Origin of the sequence: Micromonospora sp. NBC_00617 (assembly GCF_045161355.1) — a bacterium.
Lineage (GTDB): Bacteria > Actinomycetota > Actinomycetes > Mycobacteriales > Micromonosporaceae > Micromonospora.
The window spans coordinates 4,830,411-4,855,899 of record NZ_CP107751.1 but is presented as its reverse complement, the minus strand read 5'-3'; the positions used below and the strand labels follow the sequence as shown (position 1 = coordinate 4,855,899).

Here is a 25,489-nt window from a genome sequence, read left to right as displayed (position 1 = left end):
CGGGGGCATGACGGAACTGGTCGGCCTCGACGACGTACGGGCTGCGCGGAAACTGCTCGCCGACGTCGTCCGGACCACCCCGCTGGAGCCCTCCCGGCCACTGAGCGCGGCACTGGGCGGTCCGACCTGGCTCAAGTGCGAGAACGTGCAGCGCGCCGGCTCGTACAAGGTGCGCGGCGCGTACGTACGGATCTCCCGGCTGTCGGCGGCCGAGCGTGAACGCGGCGTGGTGGCGGCGAGCGCCGGTAACCACGCGCAGGGCGTGGCTCTCGCCGCCGGGCTGATCGGCACGCACGCGACGGTCTTCATGCCGGTCAACGCGCCGCTGCCGAAGGTCGCCGCCACCAAGGGGTACGGCGCGCAGGTCGAGCTGGCCGGCAACACGGTCGACGAGTCGCTGGTGGCGGCGCAGACGTACGCCGAGCGCACCGGCGCGGTGCTCATCCACCCGTTCGACCACCGCGACGTGATCGCCGGGCAGGGCACGGTGGCGTTGGAGATCCTCGAACAGTGCCCTGAGGTGCGGACGATCATCACCGGGGTGGGCGGCGGCGGCCTGATTTCGGGCATGGCGGTGGCAGCCAAGGCACTGCGGCCGGACGTCCGCATCATCGGCGTGCAGGCGGCCGGCGCGGCGGCCTTCCCGCCCTCCCTGTTGGCCGGGGAACCGGTCCGGCTGCCCGCCTTCGCCACCATCGCGGACGGCATCGCGGTCGGGCGGCCGGGGGAGATCACGTTCAACCATGTCCGCAAGCTCGTCGACGAGATCGTCACGGTCACCGAGGAGGACATCTCCCGGGCCCTGCTGATGCTGTTGGAGCGCGGCAAGCAGGTCGTCGAGCCGGCCGGGGCGGTCGGCGTGGCCGCGCTCCTGGCCGGCGTGGTGGAGGTGGAGACGCCCGTGGTCGCGGTGCTCTCCGGCGGCAACATCGACCCCCTGCTGATGATGCGGGTGATCGAGCACGGTCTGGCGGCCGCCGGCCGCTACCTGCGGGTGACGGTGCGCTGCTCGGACCGGCCCGGGCAGCTCGCCTCGCTGCTCAGCCAGATCGCCGAGCACCGGGCCAACGTGGTGGACGTGGAACACCAGCGAGCCAATCCGCACCTGGGTCTCGGCGAGGTGGAGGTGGCGCTGTCGGTGGAGACCCGTGGTGTGGAGCACTCCGACACGCTGATCAGCGCGTTGCGAGCCAGTGGCTACCAGGTGGTCTTCGCCGCCGAGGCATGACACGGGTGTGTCACGCCTCGGCGGCGGAACACGTCAGACGGCGTTCAAATGCCCTGGAAGGCCCGCGGTGCGGAGCCGCGTGACGCTCAGCCGGAGAACGGCTCGAAACTGACCACGGTCACCTTGATGTCGGCGCCACTCGGGGCCGTGTAGGTGCAGGTCTGCCCGGAGCGGCCACCCAGGATCGCCTTACCGAGCGCCGACTCGGGGCTGTACACGGTGAGGTCGGTGGTGGCGGCGATCTCCCGCGAGCCGAGCAGGAAGGTCTCGGTGTCGTCGGCGTCGTCGTCGAAGTAGATCGTCACGACCATGCCGGGCGACACCGCGTCGGCCGTCGGGGCCTCGCCGACCTTTGCGGTGCGCAGCAGTTCCTGCAGGTAGCGGATGCGACCCTCCGCCTTGCCCTGCTCCTCGCGGGCGGCGTGGTAGCCGCCGTTCTCGCGCAGGTCGCCCTCCTCACGCCGAGCGTTGATCTCGGCTGCGATCGCCGGACGGTTGGCGATGTGCTCGTCGAGCTCGGCCTGGAGGCGGTCGTACGCGTCCTGGGACAGCCAGGTGGCGGGCGCCTCGTTGCCAGTGGACACAGGCGTTCTCCTCAGTTGTGCGTGGCTGGCTGACAGGTGAACTTCCAAGTTACCAGTGCGGTACGACGCAGCGTGCCGGCGATCACCGGCGGCGTCCGCATCCGGCGCCCGCGGTCGACGCGCCGCGGCGGGTTGCCCGTGGGCGTTGCGGGATGACGTTTCAGCAGCTCAGAAAGGGGCCCGGCAGCGCAGCACCTCGCCGATGAACGGACGGGCGGAGGTGCTCAGACGGTGCTGGGTGGTGACGTGCCGGTCGCCGGGTGCGGCGCTTACCGTGACCTCCTCGCGGGCCACCTCGACGCCGGCGCGGTCCCGGGCGCGCAGCACACAGACCGCCGATCCGCCCGGCGGCACGGTCACCCGGAAGTCGACGACCACCTGGCTGTCCGTGATGTCGGTGTACGTGATCACCTGGGCGTCGTAGGCCGGGTCGCCGTACTGCCGGTAGAGCCGCAGCGAGATCAGGCTCAGCACCGCCACCAGCACCAGGAGCACCAGCGCGGTCAGCAACGTACGACGGCGGCCGTCGCCGGGCGCCCGGCGACGGCCGTAGCGCCTGGCGGGGAAAACCGGCGCGCCCGGTGAAATTGTGGCGTGCGTCTCGGTCACCGGCGGGTATCTCCTGGCGTTGTTGTCGGCGGCATCGGCAAGAATGGCAGAAGCCCATCCTCCCAGCCCGGCCGACCGGCAGGAATGGCAGGTCGGGCCCCGCGGTGCCGACCGGCAGCGGGGCGAGGAGGGTCCCGGCAGGTCAGCCGGTCGAGCCCGGTCGGGTCCACCGGCCGGCACAGACGAGGAGCGCCGAAGTTGGCAGAGCAGCTGCGTCTCATGGCCGTCCACGCGCACCCGGACGACGAGTCGAGCAAGGGTGCGGCGACGATGGCGAAGTACGTCGCCCAGGGGGTGGACGTGCTGGTGGTGACGTGCACTGGCGGTGAGCGCGGCAGCGTCCTCAACCCCAAGCTCGACCGGCCCGACGTCTGGGCCAACATCGCGGAGATCCGGCGTGCCGAGATGGACGCCGCGCGGGCGATCCTCGGTGTCGACCAGGCCTGGCTCGGGTTCGTCGACTCCGGCCTGCCCGAGGGCGACCCGCTGCCGCCGCTGCCCGAGGGTTGCTTTGCCCTCCAGGACGTCGAGGTGGCGGCCGGCCCGCTGGTGCGCCTGATGCGTGAGTTCCGTCCGCACGTCGTGACCACGTACGACGAGGAGGGTGGCTACCCGCACCCCGACCACATCATGTGCCACAAGGTGAGCGTGGCCGCGTTCGAGGCCGCCGGCGACCCGGAGCGCTACCCGGAGCTGGGCGCCCCCTGGCAGCCGCTGAAGCTCTACTACGACATCGGCTTCTCCAAGGCCAAGATCATGGCTCTGCACGAGGCCGTGCTCAGCACGGGTGCCGAGTCGCCGTACGAGGAGTGGCTCAAGCGCTGGGACGAGCGCCCGGACAAGGGCCCCCGCATCACCACCCGGGTGGACTGCGCCGAATACTTCCCCGTCCGGGACGACGCGCTGCGCGCCCACGCCACCCAGGTCGACCCGGACGGCTTCTGGTTCCACGTGCCCATGGAGATGCAGCAGCGTGCCTGGCCGACGGAGGATTTCGAGCTGGCGCGCACCATGGTGGACAGCCCGCTGCCCGAGTCCGACCTCTTCGCCGGAGTGCGGGAGACGGCGCACGCGGGCTGATTCCGGCCGGGGATACCCTGGTAGGCAATCGCACATCGGAGGAACGCCATGCTGACCGCTGCCCAGGTGCTCGCGGAGAACAACTTCGGGGACACCCGCACGGGTGGCCTGGCCGGGCCGATGGGCCTTTTCCTCATCCTGCTGCTGGCCGCCGCGACCATCCTGCTGATCCGCAACATGAACGCTCGACTGCGGCGTCTGCCCGACCGGTTTCCGCAGCAGGGGCGGTCGACCGATGCGACCAGGGCCGACGCTTCAGTCGTCGATCCGACAGACGGGACCAGCGCGCATGATTCATCCACGCACGCTCCCAATGGGCACCAGCAGCAGCGGAACGGGTAGTCCGGGCATGATTCACGCCGAACCGGGTGGTGGACCCCTGTTGCGACCACCCGGTTTGGCTTAGCCTTCCGCCGGGGGGACCAAAAGTCCTCGAGCCGTGCGCGGAAGGGGGCGCCGATGTCCGTCACAGCACCGGCCGCCCACCGTACCGTCGGTCGGTCGGCTGACGGGGGAGGTCGATGACCTCCGGCACGGGCGGCGACCCGTTCGACCGGCTCGGGGTGCACGGCATGCCAGCCCGGCTGCTCGTGCTGACGGCTGCGGTGACGGTGACGGCACTGGCCGCCGCCGTGGTCGGTCTGACCCTTCCGGCCGGGCTGCCGTCCGACGATCCTCTCGGTGGACCGGCCCGCTTCGGCATCGCCGTCGCCGTCCTCGCCGTGGCCCAACTCGCCCGGCTTCGCTTCCGCAGCTCCGCCGGCATGGTCAGCATCACCTGGGGCGAGGCCGCCCTGATCGTCTGCCTCTACCTCGCGCCGGCCGGCTGGCTGCCGTCGGCCACCCTGCTCGGCACCGGGCTGGCCTGGACGGCGCTGTCGCTGCACAGCGACCGCCGCCCGCCGCTGGAGATCGTCCGAATCGCCGCGTCGCTGACTGCCGCGTCGGCGCTGGCCGTGTCCGTGACCACCGCCCTGGGGCATCCGCTGCTCGCCTCGCCGACGCCGATGCTGGCGCTGGCCGTGATCGTCGGTTCGGTGACCTACCTCCTGGCGACCGCGTGGCTCGGTGGGGTGACGCTGGGCCTGCGGCACGGGCTGCCCATCGGGCCGCCGCTGCTCGCCGCGCTGCGCGGCAAGCTGCTGATGTTCGTGGGCAACGTGGCGGTCGGCCTGGTCGTGATCGCGCTGCTGGAACTGGATTCGCGCTGGTTGCTGCTGCTCCCGCCGTTGCTCTGGCTGCTGCAACAGACCTACCGCTACCGGCTGCGCGCGGACCAGGAACGCCGGACGTGGCGTGCCTTCGCCGAGGCCACCGCGGCTCTCAACCAGCTCGACGAGCGGGGCGTGGCCAGCGCGGCGGTGACCGGCGCGCTGGCGCTGTTCAACGCCGAGCTGGTCGATGTCGACGTGGCCCGGGCCGACGGCAGGTGGCGTCGCTACCGGGGAGACGCCGGCGGTCAGCTGCTCGACCGGGAGGTGGGCCCCCCGGACCGGTCGGAGCCCGACGAGTACGAGATGGTCCGTCCCCTGTCGGTGGGCGCCGCGCCGGTCGGCCAGCTACGGGTCCGGTTCCCGCGCTCCGCTCCACCCGCGACCCGGGAACGGGACGCGGTGGCGGCCTTCGGCGACGCGCTCGCCGCCGCCCTGCACGACGCCGCGACCCATCGTGAGCTGCGGCTGGTCACCGCCCGCTCGTCGTACGAGGCGGTGCACGACCCGCTCACCGGGCTGGCGAACCGCACGGCGATGCTCGGCAAGGGCGACCAGTCGCTGCGGCAGCTCGCCCACGACCACCCGGTGGCGCTGCTGCTGCTGGACATCAACCAGTTCAAGGAAGTCAACGACACCCTCGGGCACGCGGCCGGCGACCAGTTGCTGCGGCTGACCGCCAACCGGCTCAGCGCGCTGGCCCGCCCCGGTGACCTGCTCGGCCGGCTCGGCGGCGACGAGTTCGCGCTGCTGCTCACCTCGGTCCCCGTGCTCGGTGACCGGGCCGCGCCGATGGCGCACGCCCTGCGACAGGCTCGCGAGATCGCCGAGCGGCTGGCCGCGCCGACCGAGGTGGCCGGGGTGCGGATGTCCATCGAGGTCTCCGTCGGGGTGGTGGTCGCCGACGCCGGCACCGCCGACCTGACCGAGCTGCTGCGCCGCGCGGACATCGCGATGTACCAGGCCAAGGAGGGCGGCGGCAGCGTCGCCGCGTACGACAGCACCAGGGATGCGGCCAGCACCGACCAGTTGGCCCTGCTGGCCGAGCTGCGCGAGGCGCTGAAGGTCGACGACCAGTTGGTGCTGGCGTTGCAGCCGGCGGTCGACCTGGCCACCGGCGCGCCCACCGGGGTGGAGGCGCTGATCCGCTGGCAGCACCCCCGGCGCGGCTGGCTGAACCCGGCCGACTTCATCCGCCCGGTGGAAAACAGCGAGCAGCTCGGCACGTTCACGCGCTACGTGCTGGACAAGGCGCTCGGCGTGGCCGCCGGCTGGGCCCGCGAGGGGCTGGACGTCCCGATCTCGGTCAACCTCTCCGCGCGCAGTCTGCTCGACCCGCGCCTGCCGGCGGAGATCGCCGAAGCGCTGCGCCGACACCAGGTGCCGCCGCACCGGTTGGTCCTGGAGATCACCGAGACGGTGGTGATGAGCGAGCTGGAGATCATCGACGAGGTGCTCGCCACCCTCCGGTCGATGGGTGTGCAGCTTGCGGTGGACGACTTCGGCACCGGCTTCTCCTCATTGACGTTCCTCACCCGGATCGCCGTGGACGAGTTGAAGGTGGACCGTTCGTTCGTGATCCGGATGACCGACTCGCCGGAGGCCGCGGCGATAGTCCGGACCACCGTCGGGCTCGCCCACGAGCTGGGGCTGCGGGTCGTCGCCGAGGGGGTGGAGACGGCCGAGCAGCGGCTGGCCCTGGCCGAGCTGGGCTGCACGTCCGCGCAGGGCTACCACTTCTTCAAGCCGATGCCGGCGGACAAGATCGGCGCGGTGCTCGGGTCGCTGCGTGACTCGGCCGAGTCGAATGTCTTCCGCCTGCGCGCCGACGGCGCTTCCTGACGGGACCATCCCTGCCGGGACATCACCCCGCCGCCACCCGGTCGAGGTGGTTATGGTCGTCGGGTGAACCGACTCGCCGACGCCACCAGCCCGTACCTGCTCCAGCACGCCGACAACCCGGTCGACTGGTGGCCGTGGTGCGACGAGGCATTCGCCGAGGCGAAACGGCGTGACGTCCCGGTGCTCATCTCGGTGGGCTACGCGGCCTGCCACTGGTGTCACGTCATGGCGCACGAGTCGTTCGAGAACGAGCAGGTCGGCGCCCTGTTGAACGACAACTTCGTGTCGATCAAGGTGGACCGTGAGGAGCGTCCCGACGTCGACGCCGTCTACATGACCGCCACCCAGGCGATGACCGGGCAGGGCGGCTGGCCGATGACGGTCTTCGCCACTCCGGACGGCACCCCGTTCTTCTGCGGCACCTACTTCCCGCGCGCCAACTTCACCCGGCTGCTCCAGTCGGTCACCACCGCCTGGACGGACCAGCGCGCCGAGGTGCTGCGCCAGGGCGCCGCCGTGGTCGAGGCGATCGGCGGCGCACAGGCCGTGGGCGGCCCCACCGCCCCGCTGGACGCCCCGCTGCTCGATGCCGCGGCCGCGAACCTCGCCGGTGCGTACGACGCGACGAACGGCGGTTTCGGGGGCGCCCCGAAGTTTCCGCCGCACATGAACCTGCTCTTCCTGCTGCGCCACCACCAGCGCACCGGCGACCCGGGCAGCCTGGAGATCGTCCGGCACACCGCCGAGGCGATGGCCCGCGGCGGCATCTACGACCAGCTTGCCGGCGGCTTCGCCCGCTACTCGGTGGACGCGCACTGGACGGTGCCGCACTTCGAGAAGATGCTCTACGACAACGCGCTGCTGCTGCGCGTCTACACGCAGCTCTGGCGGCTGACCGGCGACCCGCTGGCCCGTCGGGTCGCCCGGGACACGGCCCGGTTCCTCGCTGACGAGCTACATCGGCCGGGGCAGGGGTTCGCGTCCGCGCTGGACGCTGACACCGAGGGCGTCGAAGGGCTCACCTACGCCTGGACGCCGGCCCAACTCATCGAGGCGCTCGGCGAGGACGACGGTCGCTTCGCCGCCGACCTGTTCACCGTCACCGACGAGGGCACCTTCGAGCACGGCATGAGCGTGCTCCGGCTCGCCCGGGACGTCGACGACGTCGCGCCGGAGGTCCGGGCTCGCTGGCAGCGGGTGGTCGGGCAGTTGCTCGCGGCCCGCGACACCCGCCCTCAGCCGGCCCGCGACGACAAGGTGGTGGCCGCCTGGAACGGCCTGGCGATCACCGCGATCTGCGAGTTCCAGCAGGTCGCCGCGCTGTACGCGGCACCGCAGGACGAGGACGCCAACCTGATGGAGGGCGTCACCATCGTCGCCGACGGCGCGATGCGCAACGCCGCCGAGCACCTGGCCACCGTGCACCTGGTCGACGGCCGGCTGCGCCGGGTCTCGCGCGACGGCAGGGTCGGCGAGCCGGCCGGGGTGCTGGAGGACTACGGCTGCGTGGCCGAGGCGTTCTGCGCGCTGCACCAGCTCACCGGCGAGGGTCGCTGGCTCAGCCTGGCCGGTCAACTGCTGGACACCGCGCTGGAGCACTTCGCCGCGCCCGGGGGCGCCTACTACGACACGGCCGACGACGCGGAGCGGCTGGTCGCCCGGCCGGCCGATCCGACCGACAACGCCACCCCGTCGGGTCGGTCGGCGCTGATCGCCGGCCTCGTGTCGTACGCCGCGCTCACCGGGGAGACGCGCTACTCCGAGGCCGCCGGGGCCGCGCTCGCCACCGTGGCGCCGATCGTCGGGCGGCACGCCCGGTTCGCCGGGTACGCGGCCATGGTCGGCGAGGCGCTGCTCTCCGGGCCGTACGAGATCGCTGTGGCGACCGACGACCCGGCCGGCGACCCGCTGGTGGCCGCGGCCCGGCGGCACGCCCCGCCCGGAGCGGTGGTGGTCGCCGGGCGCCCGGACCAGCCCGGGGTGCCGCTGCTCGCCGACCGACCGCTGGTCGACGGACGGTCCGCGGCGTACGTCTGTCGGGGTTTCGTCTGCCAGCGACCGGTCACCTCGGTCGAGGACCTCATGGCCGAGCTGGGTTGAGCCGTAGCGCCCGGTAGTTGCCGGCACCGCGCGCCGGGCGGCCGGTGCGGCGTTGTCGGGGTGGGTCACCGGCCCTGCGCATCGGCACGTCGGCCGCCCGGATAGGCTGGCCGCGCTATGGATTCCCGTACCGGTCTGCCTGTTGTCGGCATGGTGGGTGGCGGCCAGTTGGCCCGGATGACCCACCAGGCCGCGATCGCCCTCGGCCAGTCACTGCGTGTGCTCGCGAGCGCCCCCGACGACGGCGCGGCGCTGGTCGCCGCCGACGTCCAGTACGGCGACCACACCGATCTGGCCGCCCTGCGCACCTTCGCCAAGGGCTGTGACGTGGTCACCTTCGACCACGAGCACGTGCCCAACGAGTACATCCGCACCCTGACGGCCGAAGGGGTGACCCTGTACCCGCCGGCGGACGCGTTGCTGCACGCCCAGGACAAGCAGGTGATGCGGGAACGCCTCACCGAGCTGGGTGCTCCCAACCCCGCCTGGCGGCCGGTCGGTGAGCCCGCCGACCTGGTCGGCTTCGGTGAGCAGGTCGGCTGGCCGGTGGTGCTCAAGGCAGCCCGGGGCGGCTACGACGGTCGGGGTGTCTGGATGGTGGACGACGTCACCCAGGCGACCGAGTTGGCGACCACGCTGCTCGCCGGAGGCACCCGGCTGATCGTCGAGGAGCGGGTGCCGCTGCGTCGCGAACTCGCCGTGCAGGTGGCCCGTTCGCCGTTCGGGCAGGTGGCCGCGTACCCGGTCGTCGAGACGGTCCAGCGCGACGGCATCAACGTCGAGGTGCTGGCCCCGGCGCCCGGCTTGGACGAGAAGTTGGCCGTCGCCGCTCAGCAGCTCGCCATCGACCTGGCCACCGCGCTCGGCGTGGTCGGCCTGCTGGCCGTGGAGCTGTTCGAGGTGCGCGACGACGCGGGACGGCCGGCGATCGTGGTCAACGAGCTGGCCATGCGCCCGCACAACTCGGGGCACTGGACCATCGAGGGTGCCCGGACCTCCCAGTTCGAGCAGCATGTGCGGGCGGTGCTGGACTACCCGATGGGCGACACCGCGTTGACGGCGCCGGTGGTGGTGTCGGCGAACGTCCTCGGTGGCGAGCCGGGCGGAATGTCGATCGACGAGCGGCTGCACCACCTCTTCGCCGCCGAGCCGGGGGCCAAGGTGCACCTCTACGGCAAGCAGGTACGCCCCGGCCGCAAGATCGGGCACGTCACGGTGCTCGGCGACGACCTGGACGACGTACGGGCGCGGGCGGCGCGGGCCGCGCGCTGGCTCCGCGAGGGGCACGAGTGACCCGGGCGGCCGCGAACCAAGGAGAACCCCCGGTGACCACAGTCGGACTGATTATGGGCAGCGACTCGGACTGGCCCACGATGCGGGCCGCCGCCGAGGTGCTGGACGACTTCGAGGTGTCCTACGAGGTGCGGGTCATCTCGGCACACCGGACTCCGGTCGCGATGATCGACTATGGCCGCGACGCCGTCGACCGGGGGCTCAAGGTGATCATCGCCGGTGCCGGTGGTGCCGCCGCCCTGCCGGGCATGGTCGCCTCGGTGACGCCGCTGCCGGTGATCGGCGTGCCGGTGCCGTTGAAGCACCTCGACGGGATGGACTCGCTGCTGTCCATCGTGCAGATGCCGGCGGGGATTCCGGTGGCCACCGTGTCGATCGGCAATGCCCGCAATGCCGGCCTGCTGGCCGTCCGGATCCTCGGCGCCTCCGACGAAACCCTGCGCGTCCGCATGACGACCTACCAGCGGGACCTGGAGCAGCTCATCAAGACCAAGGACGCAGCCCTCCAAGCCACCCTCCCGTAACCCTCCCGCCCCCGCGACCCACCCCCCAGGGGCCCGCCCACCCACCTCCGCGATCTTGCAGTTTCGGTGGTGGTAACGCGGCATTTGCCCCCTATGCAGCGACAGAAAGTGCAAGATCGCGGAGGACCGGGGCGGGCGAACCCGGCCCACTCACCGTGCCCACCCACCCACGCCGCCGTGACCCTCCGGTTTCACCTCATGCCGCGCAGCGCGGTCTGGAGGCGTTCCTGGGCGCGGCGGCGGCGTTCGTTGCTCGCCCCGAGGACGAGCAACAGGAGCCCCACGGGGATCAGCGCCAGCCACGGGCCGAGGCTGAACAGCGCGTGGATCGCGGCGATCGCGGTGACCGACGCGCCGACGATCACCGGGGCCTGCTGCCGGCTGGACGAGCCGAAGATCAGCACCGCCACCGCACCGAGCAGCAGGAGCATCTGCCGCAGAGTGCTGGAATCGGTGGCCAGCACGATCGCCAGCGTCGGCAGGAACGCGGCGACCAACGCCGGCCCGTACGCCACCCAGCTGCTCAGATCGGGTCGGTGCCGTAGTTCGAGCACACCGACCAGCAGGGCCAGCGCGGCGAACGGCAGCGTGTACGCCTCGGGCAGCGCCACGTCGGCGACGCGCATCAGGATCCACCAGGCGGTGATCTCGCAGAACACCACCGCCCAGAAGAGGATTCGGCGTTCCACCGGCCGCCGGCCGGGACGGGTCGCCGCCACGCCGAGGACCGCTCCCCAGGCGGCCAGCAGGGCGGCGATGTGCCGGGGGGAGTCGAAGGCGAGCGCCAGCGCGATCAGGGCCGCCGCGTACCCGCTCCACTGCACGGTGGCGGCCTCGCGCTGCGCCTCGGGGCGGCGCAGCCGGGGCAGGGTCGCGGCGAACACCTGGAGGACCGCTCCGACGGCGAGCACCCCGAACGCGGACCAGACCGCGGCCAGCCCAACGATCAGGCCGGCGGTGAGCACGAAGAGCTGGGCCATCAGCGAGGCGAAAAGCCAGCCGAGGATGCGCGCCCGCTGGGTGGTGCCGAACAGGGCCGCCACCACGCCCACGCCGACCGCGCCACCGAGGGTGAACAGGGTCAGTTGCCGGTCGGCCAGGCTGCCGGCCAGACCGGCCCCACCGGCAGCCAGGCCGATGGCGAAGACCAGCACCCGGGCCAGCCGCAGCGAACGGGCCGGCTCGACGAGGGGCGGTGGCGGGGTCAGGGCGAGGCCGAGCATCGAGATGGTGAAGACGGAGAGCGCGGCGAGCGTGCTCGCCGGCCACCCGCTGCCCAGCGCGATGGGCGCGATCAGCAGCGTGACGGCAGCGCCGGGCAGCACCACGGGTACGGCACGGGACCGCCGTCCGCCGCTGAACCCGGTGGCGGCCAGGGCAGCCGTCGCGGTGAGCAGCAGCGCGGTCAGCACGTGGGTCGGGTTGACCACGTCCGGCGGCGGGGTGAGCAGCTCCGGCGGCGGACCCTGCCAGATCCGGCTCAACGTGCGGTGCGGCTCGACGAGGGCGACGATCAGGGCCGGCGCGATCGACGCGACCGCCAGGGCGGTCGGCAGCGCGGCGGCCGCCAGCGCGCCGGCGGACGGGCTGACCCGCCACCGCCGCCGGTCCGGGTCGTCCGGCAGTCGCCGCAGCGCGCCGTCGAGGAGCACCGCCCAGCGGCGGACCGGCTGGGCGGAACCGGTGGGCGGCACCGTCGCCGCGCGGATCAGCTCGGCGAGAACACCGAGCAGCGCGGCGGCGGCCGCGTAGACCCCGGCCGGGAGCCCGGTGGGGATGGCGGCGAGCGCGCTGATGCTGGCACCGCCGACCACGGCCACGCTGACCCAGGGCAGGTACTGCGGAACATGCCGGCGTACCGCGGCGACGCCGGCCAGACCGAGGCTGGACGCGGCCAGCGCGGCGGTCAGCACCACCTGTGCCGAGTGCTGGAACTCGACGGCCAGCGCCGCCACCGCGCCGGGAAGCGCGAGCAGTGCGGCACCGGCCGCCGCGCCGCCGATCTGCGCCAGGTGCGGCGGCATGCCCTCGGTCTCCAGGTCGGTCACCTGCGGCCCGGCCAAAACGCGCGCCAGCGCGGCCACCACGATGCCGATCAGCGCGATGCTGCCCAGCGCCAGCGCGGTGGTCCACGGGCGGACCAGGCCGGCGCCCGCCCCGTGCAGCGCTACCACCCCGGCCACGGTGGCCCGGGACAGCCCGGCCCGGGCCTCCTCGCTGGCCACCGCCGCCATCCCGTAGACGGTGGCGACCATGGCCCCGACGAGCACCGGCGACCACCAGGGCAGATCGAACGCGGCCGGTGCGCCGATCGTGGCGAGCACCACGGCCACCCCGGACGCGTCCCACCGCCAGGGCGGCGGAAGCAGGACGCTGGCGGCGACGGCCAACAGCAGCAGCGCGAGCGGCGCCTGCCAGGTCGCGCCGCCGGTCGGCGCCGCCGGCCAGTTGCTGAGGTCGCCGTCCCAGATCGGCCCGGGCGTGGCCAGCACGCCCACCCCACCGCGCAGCGCCGTCCAGCCGGCCAGCACCCCGATGAGCAGGCCGCCGACGGTGATGCCGAGGATCGGGCCGCGTCGCCACTCCTCGGGCATGGCGCGGGCGCCCACGGCCACCACCAGGACCAGGCCGGCGGCCACCGCCAGTTGCCCACCCGGAGCGAGGACCGCGGCGATCCGCACCATCGTGGCGATCAGGGCGGTGGTCACCGCCGCGGCGGCCAGGTCCGAGCCGTCCAGGGTGAGATCCGAGCGGCGGCCGGCGTCGATCGACGGGGCCAGGAAGAGCAGCACCGCGGCGACCAGCAGCAGCGCCCCGACCCAGGCGTCGGCGACCGTCGCACCGGGTGCGCCGAAAGCGGCGGCGGTGACGACGAGCGCGCCCAGCCCGGTGCCGACCGACAGGGGCGCCGGGATGCGCCGCTGGGAGACCTGCACCATGGCGGCGTACCCGAGGGTCACACAGACGGCCAGGAAGCTCGCCGCCAGCACCGGAACGGTCGCCTCGCGGAGGCTGGCCGGGGTGGGGGTCTCGTCGACGGGCATGGTGGCGGCCACGAACGCGGCCACCGCTCCGGGCAGCGCGAAGGCCGCCCCTCCGGCGGCCCAGTCCGTGACCGTGTCGGCGGCGGCCGACGCGATCCGGACCCGGGGCGCCAGCGCGACCAGCGTGCCGGCCGCGAAGAGGGTGAGCAGGACCGCGGCGGTGAGCGCGGGTCGGGACAGGCCGGCGCCCGCCGCGAACAGGCCCACCACGGCGGCACCGGCCGCGTGGGCCGGGGCGGCCCGGGTGGTACGCGCGGAGAGGCCGATGACCCCGATGCCGATCGCGGTGACCACCATCGGCCAGGGCGCCGAGGCCCAGCCGAGGCCGAACGACGCCGGTACGGCGAGCGCCGTCAGCGCGGCACCGGCGATCGCGAACTCGCGGCGGATCTCCGGCGGCAGGGCCACCACCGCGGCGATGGTGAGCAGGAACGCGGCGGCGGCGAGTTGCCACGTGGTCGGGCCGACGGCGGCGGCCAGCTCGGCCGGGTACCGGTCGAGGTCGGCGTCCCAGGCGGGTAGTGCCGCCCGGACCGGAGCGACTCCGGCGCGCAGTGCTCCCCCGGCGACCACCAGGCCGCTGACGGTGAGGGCGACCGCCGAGGCGATCTGCGGGCCGCGTCGGGCGGTCTCGGGGACCGCGCGGACCGCCAGCCCGGTCACCGTGATCACCGCCGCGATCAGCAGCAACGCCTGACCGGGCAGGGCCACCGAGACGATCCGGCCGAACGCGCCGATCACGGCCAGGGTGACGATGCCGGCCGCCACGTCGGGCAGCGGTGGGCGGCGCAGCACCAGCGCGCCGGCCAGCCCGACGGCGGCGGCCAGCAGGAGGACCAGCCCGGCGCCGGTCGCCGTCGGCACGGCCTCTGCCCGCAGCAGGGCGGTGACCGCGTACGCCAGGGCGACCGCGACGGCCACCGCGTGCAGCGACCAGGTCAGCTCGCGCAGCCCGGGCACCGGGCGGGCGGGCCGGGCGTCGGCGGTGCCCGCCCCGGCGTCGATCAGCTCGCCGGCCTCCTCCGGGTCGGCCTCCGGTCGGGCCTCGGCGTCACGCTGGCGGGGGGTGGTCGATCCGTTGGCCGGGCTCGGCAGGTCCTGCCGAACGGGGCGCTCCACAACTATCGGGGAGCGGGCCAGCCAGAGGTCGAGCAGGGCCACCAGGGTCAGCACCAGCGCCCAGCCGCCCGGCCCGGTGATCCGGTCGTACGCCAGCAGCGGCAGCACCGGCTGCGCGGCGACCACTGTCGCGAAGCGGGGCGCGCGCAGCCCGGTCCAGGCGGCGTACCCGACCGACACGGCGGCGGTGGCCGCGAAGATCAGACCGGCGAAGACGGCGCCGGAGGCGTCGCCGATCCGGTCCACCGCCCACAGCGCGTACCCGGCCAGCGGCACGAGCAGCAGACCCACCGCGGAGATCGTCTCCGCGGTGGAGGTGAGCCCGCGCCGGGCCAGCGCGGGCGGCGCGAGCAGCATCAACACCGTGGCGACCAGCAGGACGCCGAGGCGGGCCAGCGCGTCCATCGAACTCGTCGCCACCGCGGCGAAGACCACCGCGGCCACGGCGAGCAGCAGCGCGCCCAACCCGAGAGGGATGTTCTGCACCTCCCGCGAGGACGCCTCCGGCGGGTGCTCGGGGTCGTCGGCGTCCAGCCAGGACGCCCGGGGCGGGGGCGGCGGCGGATCCTCCGGGCTGGGCGGGGTGCCCTGGCGCGGAACCCGGGGCGGGGCGCCGGTGGTGGCCGTCGGCGGGCGGCGACCGGGGCGGCGGCGCAGCACCCGGCGGGGCAGGGTGGCCTGCTTGATCCGCTCCTCGCCAGCGTGGGCGAGGATGTCCCGTTGGAAGAGGGCGGCCTGCATCTTGGCGGCGATCTGCCGCTGTTCGCGGGCGATGGCGGCGTCGCGCGCCTTCATCTCCGCGATCGAGCGCTCGATGTCCGCCAGATGCTCGACCCACTGGGGCTGGTCGGCCCCACAGTGCGGACACTGCACGGCCGGCTTGATCTCCCGGCCGCACGAGGAGCATTGAAAGTTCGCCACGACACCCCTCCACCCGCGCTGTGGACTCCCACTGTCGCAGCATGCCCAAAGCTGGCGCGGATTTCGACACTTGTCGGCGGGTCCGGGGCAAACAACATCACCGGCCGGCCGCGCAGAGTGCGTCGCGACCGGCCGGTGAGTGGCGAACCGTCAGGGGCGGCCCATGCCCCGGTACTCCCAGCCGGCCTGGGTCCACAGTGCGGAGTCGAGACAGTTGCGCCCGTCGACGACCTTGCGACCGCCGACCAGCTCGCCCAGGGCGACCGGGTCGGCGTTGCGGAAGTCCGCCCACTCGGTGAGGACGCAGACCAGGTCGGCGCCGGCGACCGCCTCGTTGATGCCGGCCTCGTAGGTCAGCTCGGGCACCGCGCGGCGGGCGTTCTCGGTGCCCTGCGGGTCGTACACGTGCACGTCGGCGCCGGCCTTCTGCAGCAGCGCGGCGACGGCGAGCGCCGGGGCGTCGCGGACGTCGTCGGTGTTGGGCTTGAAGGTCGCGCCCAGCACGGCGATCCGGGTGCCGGAGAAGTCCGGGCCGGCCGGCCCGGAGCGGCGGCCGAGCAGGTCCGCCGCGAGCTGGAGGACGCGGGTCCGGCGGCGCAGGTTGATCAGGTCCACCTCGTGCAGGAAGCGCAGCGCCTCACCGGCGCCCAGCTCCTGCGCACGGGCCTGGAAGGCGCGGATGTCCTTGGGCAGGCAGGCGCCACCGAAGCCGAGGCCGGCCTGGAGGAACCGGTTGCCGATCCGGGGGTCGTACCCGATTGCCCGGGCCAGCTGGCTGACGTCGCCGCCGCTGGCCTCGCAGACCTCGGCCATGGCGTTGATGAAGGAGATCTTCGTGGCCAGGAACGCGTTCGCCGCGACCTTGACCAGCTCGGCCGTCGCGAAGTCGGTGACCACCAGCGGCACCTCGCGGTCCTCGGTGGCGGCCAGGTCGAAGACACCCTTGTGCGCGGCGTAGAGCATGCCGTTGGCCCACTCGCTCTTCACGCCGACCACGATCCGGTTGGGGCGCAGCACGTCGTCGACGGCGAAGCCCTCCTGGAGGAACTCGGGGCTCCACGCCACCTCGACGCCCAGGTCACCGGGGGTGTGCTTGCCGACCAGCTGCTCGACCCACTCGGCGGTGCCCACCGGAACCGTGGACTTGCCCACGATCAGCGCCTTGCGGGTCAGGTGCTGCGCGAGGCTGGTGACCGACGCCTCGACGTACGACAGGTCGGCCCCCATCCCGTCGGCCCGCTGCGGGGTGCCGACGCAGATGAAGTGCACGTCACCGAACTCGGCGGTCTCGGCGATGTCGGTCGAGAACCGCAGCCGGCCGGCGGCCAGGTTGCGCTTGAGCAGCTCGTCCAGGCCGGGCTCGTGGATCGGCACCTCGCCGGCGTTCAACTTCGCGATCTTGTCCGCGTCGACGTCGAACCCGAGCACCTCGTACCCGAGTTCCGCGTAGCAGATGGCGTACGTCGCACCGAGGTAACCGGTCCCCAGGAACGTCACCCGCGGCCGAGGCGCGCCCGAAGGCGGCGTCACCGCGGCGATGGCGGGGGTCGGCTGGATGGTGGGGTAGGGGATCGTCACGCCTGTCTTCTCCGCTCGCACTGGCGGCGCGTCGTCGCGTCGCATTCTGCTGCGGCGCCTGGCCGGGCACCGAAGGGGTGGCTCAACTGTCTGCCTTCCATCATCGCCCAGCGGCGCGGGTGCTCCGTCATGCCCATACCTACGCGCCGGTAACATCACCTGAACTGCAGTCGCTATCCTTCAGTCTGCGCGGTCGGCGGTCAGGGGAGGCCACAGACTGCGCATGATAGCGGTGAAGGGGAGGGGCCGACATGGCCGCAGGGGAGTCGTTCGACGTCTACCGGTTGCCCGAGGAGCACGAGGCGATCCGGGAGGCGGTCCGTGAGGTCTGTGCCGCCAAGGTGGCTCCACACGCCGCCGAGGCGGACGAGACCGGGGAGTTCCCTAAGGCGTCCTACGACGCGCTGCGGGCCGCCGACTTCCACGCGCCGCACATCCCCGAGGAGTACGGCGGTGCGGGCGCGGACGCGCTGGCCACCGCCATCGTGATCGAGGAGGTGGCGCGCGCCTGCGCGTCCTCGTCGCTGATCCCGGCGGTGAACAAGCTTGGCACGATGCCGCTGCTGCTGTCCGGTTCCGAGGACCTGAAGCGCCGTTACCTGACCCCGGTCGCGGCCGGCGAGGCGATGTTCTCGTACTGCCTCTCCGAGCCGGAGGCGGGCAGCGACGCCGCGTCGATGACGACCCGGGCGGTGCGTGACGGGGATCACTGGGTGCTCAACGGCGTGAAGCGGTGGATCACCAACGCCGGCGTCTCCGAGTTCTACACCGTCTTCGCCGTCACCGACCCCGCTGCCCGCTCCCGGGGCATCTCGGCCTTCGTCGTCGAGAAGTCCGATCCCGGGGTGAGCTTCGGCGCTCCGGAGAAGAAGCTCGGCATCAAGGGCTCGCCCACCCGCGAGGTCTACCTGGACAACGTGCGGATCCCCGCCGACCGGATGATCGGCGCGGAGGGCACCGGCTTCGCCACCGCCATGAAGACCCTGGACCACACCCGGGTCACCATCGCCGCGCAGGCCGTCGGGATCGCGCAGGGCGCGCTCGACTACGCCAAGGGGTACGTGGCCGAGCGTCGCCAGTTCGGCAAGGCGATCGCCGAGTTCCAGGGCATCCAGTTCATGCTCGCCGACATGGGCATGAAGTTGGAAGCGGCCCGGCAGCTCACGTACGCCGCCGCCGGCAAGTCCGAGCGGGGCGACGCCGACCTGACCTACTTCGGCGCGGCGGCCAAGTGCTTCGCCTCCGACGCCGCCATGGAGATCACCACCGACGCGGTGCAGTTGCTGGGTGGCTACGGCTACACCCGTGACTACCCGGTCGAGCGGATGATGCGCGACGCCAAGATCACCCAGATCTACGAGGGCACCAACCAGGTGCAGCGCATCGTCATGGCGCGGCAGCTCCTGAAGGACTGATCGAGGGCCGTCTGCATGGTCCGTACTGCCCGGGCTGGCGTCGTCGAGGAGCACCGCTCGGCGGTGGCAGCTCGTCGCGCTCAGTAGGTGAAGCGGCCGTAGCGACCGCGGAGGAACAGCAGGGGCTGCCCGTCCGTCCGACCGTGCAGGTGGTGCACCCGCAGCACGACTATGACGTGGTCGCCGGCGTCATGTTCGGCTTCCACCGTGCCCTCCACCCAGGCCACCACGCCGGCCAGTATCGGCGCGCCACCGGGGGACAGCTCCCAGTCGAGGTCCCGGAAGCGGTCCACCCGGGAGGCGGCCATGCGTTCGCAGACGGCCTGCTGTTCGACGCAGAGGATGTTCACGCAGAGTCGGTCGGCGGCGCGCATGATCGGCCAACTCCCGCTGTCCCGGCTGACGCAGAAGGAGACCAGCGGCGGGCGTAGCGAGACGGACGCGAACGAGTTCACGGTCAGGCCGACCGGCCGGTTGGATGCGGGATCGAGGGCCGTCACCGTCGTGACGCCTGTGCCGAAGTGGCCCAGAACGTGCCGGAACTGGTCGGGTTCAACCGTTGGCGCGGGTGGGTTCACGAGTCTGTCCTCCGTTCCGGTCGCCGCCGGCCCGCGATCGACCGAGGGCGGGCGCGGAGTGATCGACCGGTTGACCGAAATGAATGCAATCAACGTCGGCGACATTGGGTTTGGCCAGCATGAATGCCGGTCACGCGGCGAAGAGTTCGAAGGCGGTCCGGAATTGTCGGCGTCGAGATCGGTTCATGCTTGAAGCGTCCGCGATGATAACGGACTTCGGCCTCGGTGTGGGAGATGGCTACTTTCCGTGATGCGGGTCTACGGATTGTTCCCAGGTGTTCGAACGAGGGCGTCGCGTAGTCGGAAAATTGCAGGTCATGGCCGTGCTGGGGCCGCTTTGCGGCGTGCCGGCGCCGAAGGTCTCCGCGATGCGCAACGGAACCGTTGTTTCACTCTAGGTAATCTTAGGTGGTACTATTTCACCATTTTTCTATCCAGGCGGAGTCGACCGCTCCGCCCGATTGATGTGACCCGGATCACTATTGCGCTCGGTGCTGTCTTGGTAATGTGGCGCGGGACTACCACGCGGAGACATTGTCATCCGTGATGCCCTTGCTCATTGTCGCTAGCGCATTCAGGGGGAATGTGTTGCCAGCAGAATGTTCGCGAGCGGTGCCGTCACTCGTCGAGCGCTGGGTCCAGAGCCGACCGGATAGCCCGGCCATTCTTGACCCGACCTGTGCAGAAGCGACGAGCTACGCGCAATTGTGGCGGTCCTCCGGCGCGCTGGCCGCCCACCTTCGCCGGCTGGGCGTAGGCCGGGGCGAGGTGGTCGCCCTATCCCTGCCGCGCGGTCGGTCGTTGATCGTGGCGATGCTCGCGGTGGCGCGTGCCGGCGCGGCATACCTGCCGGTGACTCCGCGGCACCTGTGGACCGGGTGCGCCGGACGCTTGACACGGCGGGCGTCTCCGTCGTGATCGCCGATCAGGACGAGCCGTGGCTCGGTGCCGCCCGGCGTGTCGACCCGGCGGCAGCCGACGATCCGACTGCGCCCGGCCCGGTTCCGGACCTGATCGACACGGACGACCCGATCTACGTCATGTTCACGTCCGGTTCGACCGGCGAGCCGAAGGGGGTCGTGGTTCCGCACCGGGCGGTGGGTCGGCTGGTGGTCGAGCCGCTGTTCTGCACCGTCGCGCCCGGTGATCGCGTGGCCCACACCTCGAATCCGGCATTCGACGCCAGCACCTTCGAGGTCTGGGGCGCGCTCGCCGCCGGCGGCTGCGTGGTGCCCCTGCCGGCGGTGACGGACCTGCCCCTCGAGGAGTGGACGACGCATCTGGACGACCTGTCGGTCGAAGTGCTGTTCCTGACCACCTCGTTGTTCCACCTGATCGCCCGGGAACGTCCGGCCGCGCTGCGCAGCGTCGGCACCGTCCTCGTCGGCGGTGAGCAGCTCGACCTGTCCGTCGTACGGCGGTTGCTCGCCGGCTCGCCGCCCGCGCGGCTGGTCAACGGGTACGGCCCGACCGAGACCACCACCTTCGCCGCGTTCCACCGCGCCGCTGCACCACCCGCTGCGCATCGCCGAGGAGTGGGCCATGGTGGACAACCTCTCCAACGGCCGGGTCGGCGTCTCCCTCGCCTCGGGCTGGCACGCGGCCGACTCAGATTGTCGCGCAGGGTTCCGAAGAGCACCGGGGCATCCTGTTCGACGTATCCGATCCGGGCCCGCAGCTCACGCAGCGGCCACCGCCGGATGTCGCGGTCGCCGACCTCGACGTGGCCGGAGGTCGGGTCCTGGAAACGCTCGACCAGCGCGAGGAGCGTGCTCTTGCCGGCGCCGGACGGGCCGACAAGTGCGGTCAGGCCGGTGGCGGGGATCCGCAGGGTCACGTCGGTGAGCACGTCCGGATCCTCCGGGCGGTGGCGCAACGACACACTGTGGAACGCCACCGACACCGGTTGCGTCGCTTCGGCGTTCGGCTCGGCCTGCTCGTCCGGATCCTCGGCCGGCAGTCGTACGACCGCGTCGATCCGGCCGACCGCGGCCAGCCCGGTCTGCAACCCGGTCACCCCGCCGGCCAACTGGGACACCGGCCCGGCCAGGTAGAAGAGATAGAGCAGAAAGGCGACGAGGGACGACACGGTCAGGTCACCGGCGGCGACCCGGGCGCCACCGACGCCGAGCACGATGACGAACGCCAGCTGCACGGCGAGGCCGGTGGTGACGCCGGCCGCGGAGACCCAGCGCGCCGCCCGCCGGCCGTGCTGCCAGGCCTGGGTTGCCGCACGGTGCGCCGTCGCGGTCTGCTGCCGTTCGGCGCCGTTGGCCTTGACCGTGCGAAACGCGCCGAGTGCCCGTTCCAGCACCGCGCCGAGCCTGCCCACCGCCGCCTGAGTCCGTTCGCTGACGTCGCGTATCCGCCCGGCGAGCAGCGCCGTGACGCCGAGTAGCAGCGCCAGGACCAGGGCCACCACGCCGAGCAGAACGAGGTCCAGGCGGGCCATCAGCACGACCGCGCCGCCGATCTGGAACACGCCGGTGACGAGATCGACGATGTTCGTGGTGGCCGCGGCGCGTAGTTGGGTGGTGTCGCCGGTGACCCGGGACAGCAGGTCGCCGGGTTCGGCGCGGTCCATCACGCCGACGCGCAGGCGCAGCAGCCGGTCGATCAGGCGGCGGCGGGCGTCGAGCACCACGCTCTCGGCCGTGGCCTCCAGCAGGTACATGCCACCGGCGCCGATCAGCGCGCCGGCCACCAGGAGGGCAGCGAGCAGGAGCATCGGCTCAGCGAACGACGTGCCGCCGGTCACCCCGTCGAGAAGACGCTTGACCGCCAGTGGCTGGGCCAGGTTGACCAGGCCACCGACAAACATCAGACCAGCTCCGGCCGCGAGACCGCGATGGTGCGGTCGCAGGTAGCCGAGGAGCAGCCGCATCGGAGCGCGAGCAAGGCTGGGCATAGGGGGTCCTACCGAAGTGTCCGTGGGTCGCGCGGGCGTCTGTCGGCGAGACCGAGGGAAGCATTCGGCAGGCATCCATATTTTTTCTATCTTCTCGCTGCCGGACGCGTGCCGCCCAGCGCCGGGGCAGGGTGGGTAGCAATTTACTAATGAGTGCGCCAACCCAACCCGAGTTGCCCGAATTGCCCGGCGCGCGGTGGCGGATCCAGTGTCGAGTGAAGCCTCCGGACGGGTGTAGTACATCGGGTGCGGTGTATGGTACGTTGCGCTTGCTGGGCATTCCGATTGCGACCTTGCCTGCTGGCATGCGCTTAGTGGATGAGACTTTAGTCGACCTCCCGATTGCGATTAACCGACACCCATTCGACGCGGCTCGCGTTGACGGATGACGGACTCGACGCCAATGTCGAGCGGTCAGGGGCGGAAATGGCCACGATTAATACTTTTAACTGGGTTCCAGCGTAAATCGACGCTGCAGTCTAATTGCATTTGCTCAAGAATCATACGGGGGCTATGCCTCGGCGTAATGCCGAAGGTGGAGGTGGTGCTGTGAGTGAGCTGCAGTTTCGTGTGTTAGGACCGGTGGAGGTGTGGCGTGACGGACAACGCGTCATGTCGTCCGGGTCGAAGATCGCGACCGTTGTCGCCGCCCTTCTGCTGGCGCGGGGAAAGGTGGTGCCGCACGCGGAGTTGAGTTCTCTGCTGTGGGGCTGGAAACCGCCGGCGACAGCCGACGCGCAGATCTACACCTACGTGTCACGCTTACGCAAGAGCCTCTGCTCCGAAGTCAGGATTGTGCGCGAGCACGCGGGCTACGTGCTCGACATTGGCGATTCATTCGTTGACCTTTTCGCTTTCGAAAATCTGGCCGCGCGTGGTGCCGAGAGGTTGGCCGAGGGCAATCGCGCGGCTGCGGTGATCGATTTACAGAATGCTGTTTCGCTGTGGCGCGGGCCGGCTTTGGCGAACGTGACCGAGGCACTGGCGGAGCGGCATCGGCCCTGGTTGGACGAGGCGTACACGCTTGCGTGTGAGCGCAAGGCCACGGTCGAGCTCGACCTGGGCGTCAGCCTCGGGCTCATCCCAGAACTCACCGAACTGGTGGCGCGTTATCCGCTACGCGAGCAGTTCCGAGCCCAGCTGGTGCTCGCGCTGCACCGTACCGGCCGCCGCTCCGAGGCTCTGGTCGCCTACGACCAGGCACGCCGGGAGCTTTCCGAGCAGTTGGGGGTGAGTCCGGGCGAGGCGCTCACCCGAGCCCACCGAGAGGTCCTGATCAGCGACGCGCCGGCAGCGCTGATCCCGGCGCATCCGGAACCACTGAGCGTCGTCGCCGGACCTGCCCCGGTGACGCTGCCACCGGACGAGCCGTACTTCGTTGGCCGGACGAACGAACTGGCCGCGCTGGAGAAGCTGCTCACCGCCGACCGGGCCACGATCAACGGCCCCCGCCAGGTCGTGCTCACCGGTGCTGTCGGCACCGGCAAGACCGCGCTCGCGGTGCGGGCCGCCCACCGATGCGCCGACGCGTTCGTCGGCGGCACCGCGTACGCCTCGCTCACCGACGCGAACGGCGCACCGCTGCCCGCGCCCGCGGTGCTCAAACGCCTGCTGTACGGGTTGGGGTGGAGCGTCGAACCGGCCTGGAGCGCCGAGGAGCTCGCCCTTCGGTTCCGTGCCGTGACCGCGCGCCGCCCGGTGCTGATCATCCTTGACGACGTCGGGACGGACACCGACCTCAGCGCGTTCACCCCGAACCATTCGTCCGCGACGGTGTTGCTGATCAGCCGCTCGCACCTGATGGTCGCCGGGTGGCGGGACGCGATCTCCCTCAAACCGATGAGGATGGTCGAGGGCATGGTGCTGCTCGCCGCGATGGGCGGAGAGGAGCGCATCCTCGCCGACCTGGCCGCGGCCCGGGCCGTCGTCGAGTTCTGCGACGCGCTGCCGGCCGTGTTACGGGTCTGCGGCGCCCGGTTGGCAGCCCGTCCACTGTGGCCGGTACGCCGGCTCGCGCATCGCCTCGCCGACCCGGCACGCCGTCTCGACGAGCTGTCCCTCGGTGACGAGTCGCTGCGTCGGCACCTGCTGTCGGCCTTCCGGTCGCTGCCGGACACGGCCCGGCGCAGCCTGTCGATGCTCGAGGATGTCGGCCCGGACCCGTTCACCGCGACCTCCCTGCGCCTGCCGGGCATCCCGAAGGCCGAGGCCGAGCAGGTTCTCGACATGCTGGTCGAGGCCCGGTTCGTCGAGGAGGTGGCCGTCAACGAACTCGGCGGCGGCCAGTTCCAGATGACCGGGTTGATGCGGCTGCTCGCCATGGCGACGGCCCGCGCCGCGAGCTGACCACCGGGCGGGAACCAGCCGAGGTGCCCGGGGTGGCCCTCTCCGTCAGTCGGCGGCGAGCCGTCGCATCAGCACCGCGTGCCCGCGTCCCGATTCGGTGAAGCCGAGCCCGCGGTACAGCGCCAGCGCCGGGTGGTTGGTGTCGCTCACCTGGAGTCGCAACCGGCGGTAGCCCGATGACCGGGCCTGGTGCAGGGCCCGCACGATCATCGCGGTGGCCAGGCCGTGGCGGCGCCAGGGCTGTCGGGTGCCGAGGCAGTGCAGCAGCGCGGTCGGCTCGTCCGTGCCCTCGTCGGCGAGCGCGAACAGGAAGGCCGCGACCGGGTTGTCCGCCCGGCCCTCCTCGGCGAGCAGCATGCAGGAGAGGCCCGGGAGGAACCGCGGGTGCGCGACGGCGTGCTGCGGCCACGTGCGCTGGTCCGGCCGGACCGCCGCCGGGCTGTCCGCGTAGGCCTCGTTGTGGGCCAGCCGGGTGAGTTCCTCGTACCGCGCGTCGACGGGCTCCAGCACCAGTCCGGGCGGCAACGCCACGGTGGGCGGCGACTCCGGCACCGCCAGGACGAGGTCGCGTTCGTGCCGGGCCGGCGTGAAGCCCTCCTCGACAAGCAGCCGGTGCCCGGCCTCGTCGTTCTCGGCGCACCGGGTACCGAGCACGGCCGCCCGCGCCGTTCCGCCGTTCCGCCGCAACTGCTCGGCCCGTTCGACGAGCCACCGGTGCAGCTCCGTGCGGACGTCGCCCCGCAGGTCGGGATGGGCCACGGCGGTCAACCGGAGCCGACGTACGCCATCGACCTCCCCCATGTCGGCGACCTCCGCGTACGCGGCGACGGTTCCGTCGTCGGCCACGCCGACAAGCGTGTGCCGAGCAAGGTCGGGCCCGAGAGTCGCCAGCCGCAGGTGGACGCCCTCGGGGCGTTGATCGAGGCCGACGGGCGCGCTCGCCTCGGCCCGTCGAAAGAGGGCCGCCAGCGGCTCCGCGTCGTCCAGGGTGGCCGACATCCAATTGAGGATCTTCATCGATGGGCATCCTATCCAGGTGGGGCCCAGGATGGGATCGACCGCGGGCCATCGACCGAACGCCCGAGGACATCGAGTGTCTAGGATCTCCT

16 protein-coding genes and 2 pseudogenes are annotated in these 25,489 nt (G+C 72.1%); 11 read left to right on the top strand and 7 right to left on the bottom strand.

Annotated elements, in window-relative coordinates; genetic code table 11:
- Window positions 1–7 precede the first annotated feature (7 nt).
- Window positions 8–1,228 carry a threonine ammonia-lyase gene (ilvA, locus tag OG505_RS22195; protein ID WP_405427184.1) on the top strand — a complete coding sequence of 407 codons (1,221 nt, stop codon included), beginning with the start codon at window positions 8–10 and terminating at the stop codon, window positions 1,226–1,228.
- 86 nt (window positions 1,229–1,314) lie between these two features.
- On the opposite strand, the gene greA is transcribed toward ilvA, so the two are convergent.
- Together greA and OG505_RS22185 are read right to left on the bottom strand one after the other, a co-directional pair.
- Entirely contained in the window at window positions 1,315–1,812 is a 498-nt protein-coding gene (gene greA, locus OG505_RS22190; RefSeq protein ID WP_354854199.1) for a transcription elongation factor GreA, read from the bottom strand.
- Between the two features lie 168 nt (window positions 1,813–1,980).
- Window positions 1,981–2,421: a DUF4307 domain-containing protein gene (locus OG505_RS22185; protein WP_405427182.1), complete on the bottom strand. Its 441-nt coding sequence runs from the start codon at window positions 2,419–2,421 to the stop codon at window positions 1,981–1,983.
- 198 nt (window positions 2,422–2,619) lie between these two features.
- Here OG505_RS22185 and mca point away from each other — a divergent pair, with 198 nt between their 5' ends.
- The 6 genes from mca (at window position 2,620) to purE (ending at window position 10,471) form a co-directional block, all read left to right on the top strand.
- Complete coding sequence (gene mca / locus OG505_RS22180) at window positions 2,620–3,501, top strand: mycothiol conjugate amidase Mca (protein ID WP_405427180.1); 882 nt, start codon at window positions 2,620–2,622, stop codon at window positions 3,499–3,501.
- A 48-nt stretch (window positions 3,502–3,549) separates the two neighbouring features.
- Window positions 3,550–3,843 carry a hypothetical protein gene (locus OG505_RS22175; protein WP_405427178.1) on the top strand — a complete coding sequence of 98 codons (294 nt, stop codon included), beginning with the start codon at window positions 3,550–3,552 and terminating at the stop codon, window positions 3,841–3,843.
- Window positions 3,844–4,073: 230 nt separating this feature from the next.
- Window positions 4,074–6,554 (top strand): putative bifunctional diguanylate cyclase/phosphodiesterase, encoded by a 2,481-nt coding sequence (locus OG505_RS22170; RefSeq protein ID WP_405434637.1) that lies wholly within the window; start codon window positions 4,074–4,076, stop codon window positions 6,552–6,554.
- A 63-nt stretch (window positions 6,555–6,617) separates the two neighbouring features.
- Window positions 6,618–8,654 (top strand): thioredoxin domain-containing protein, encoded by a 2,037-nt coding sequence (locus tag OG505_RS22165; RefSeq protein WP_405427177.1) that lies wholly within the window; start codon window positions 6,618–6,620, stop codon window positions 8,652–8,654.
- A 117-nt stretch (window positions 8,655–8,771) separates the two neighbouring features.
- Window positions 8,772–9,947: a 5-(carboxyamino)imidazole ribonucleotide synthase gene (locus OG505_RS22160; RefSeq protein WP_405427175.1), complete on the top strand. Its 1,176-nt coding sequence runs from the start codon at window positions 8,772–8,774 to the stop codon at window positions 9,945–9,947.
- 32 nt (window positions 9,948–9,979) lie between these two features.
- The gene (purE, locus tag OG505_RS22155) at window positions 9,980–10,471 is read left to right on the top strand and encodes a 5-(carboxyamino)imidazole ribonucleotide mutase (RefSeq protein ID WP_405427173.1); all 492 of its coding nucleotides are present in this window, start codon (window positions 9,980–9,982) and stop codon (window positions 10,469–10,471) included.
- 191 nt (window positions 10,472–10,662) lie between these two features.
- Here purE and OG505_RS22150 read toward each other — a convergent pair whose 3' ends face one another.
- Window positions 10,663–15,555, bottom strand: coding sequence for an SCO7613 C-terminal domain-containing membrane protein (locus tag OG505_RS22150; protein WP_405427171.1), 4,893 nt, complete (start codon window positions 15,553–15,555; stop codon window positions 10,663–10,665).
- A gap of 150 nt (window positions 15,556–15,705) precedes the next feature.
- A complete protein-coding gene (locus tag OG505_RS22145; RefSeq protein WP_405427170.1) occupies window positions 15,706–17,133 on the bottom strand; it encodes a UDP-glucose dehydrogenase family protein in 1,428 nt (475 codons plus the stop codon).
- Window positions 17,134–17,384: 251 nt separating this feature from the next.
- Here OG505_RS22145 and OG505_RS22140 point away from each other — a divergent pair, with 251 nt between their 5' ends.
- Window positions 17,385–18,548, top strand: a complete 1,164-nt coding sequence (locus OG505_RS22140) for an acyl-CoA dehydrogenase family protein (RefSeq protein WP_405427168.1) — start codon at window positions 17,385–17,387, stop codon at window positions 18,546–18,548.
- A gap of 80 nt (window positions 18,549–18,628) precedes the next feature.
- On the opposite strand, the gene OG505_RS22135 is transcribed toward OG505_RS22140, so the two are convergent.
- A complete protein-coding gene (locus tag OG505_RS22135) occupies window positions 18,629–19,126 on the bottom strand; it encodes a flavin reductase family protein (protein WP_405427166.1) in 498 nt (165 codons plus the stop codon).
- A gap of 546 nt (window positions 19,127–19,672) precedes the next feature.
- Here OG505_RS22135 and OG505_RS22130 point away from each other — a divergent pair.
- Together OG505_RS22130 and OG505_RS22125 are read left to right on the top strand one after the other, a co-directional pair.
- Window positions 19,673–20,044 carry an AMP-binding protein gene (locus OG505_RS22130; protein ID WP_405434635.1) on the top strand — a complete coding sequence of 124 codons (372 nt, stop codon included), beginning with the start codon at window positions 19,673–19,675 and terminating at the stop codon, window positions 20,042–20,044.
- Window positions 19,996–20,625: pseudogene (locus OG505_RS22125) on the top strand (AMP-binding protein); the annotation flags it as partial. The gene OG505_RS22130 and the pseudogene OG505_RS22125, both read left to right, overlap by 49 nt.
- Window positions 20,626–20,750: 125 nt before the next feature.
- Here the strand turns inward: OG505_RS22125 and OG505_RS22120 are convergent.
- Window positions 20,751–21,947 (bottom strand): annotated as a pseudogene (locus tag OG505_RS22120) (ABC transporter ATP-binding protein); the annotation flags it as partial.
- A 636-nt stretch (window positions 21,948–22,583) separates the two neighbouring features.
- Here OG505_RS22120 and OG505_RS22115 point away from each other — a divergent pair.
- Window positions 22,584–24,380: a BTAD domain-containing putative transcriptional regulator gene (locus OG505_RS22115; RefSeq protein ID WP_405427164.1), complete on the top strand. Its 1,797-nt coding sequence runs from the start codon at window positions 22,584–22,586 to the stop codon at window positions 24,378–24,380.
- A gap of 45 nt (window positions 24,381–24,425) precedes the next feature.
- On the opposite strand, the gene OG505_RS22110 is transcribed toward OG505_RS22115, so the two are convergent.
- Window positions 24,426–25,397, bottom strand: a complete 972-nt coding sequence (locus tag OG505_RS22110) for a GNAT family N-acetyltransferase (RefSeq protein ID WP_405427163.1) — start codon at window positions 25,395–25,397, stop codon at window positions 24,426–24,428.
- Window positions 25,398–25,489 lie beyond the last annotated feature (92 nt).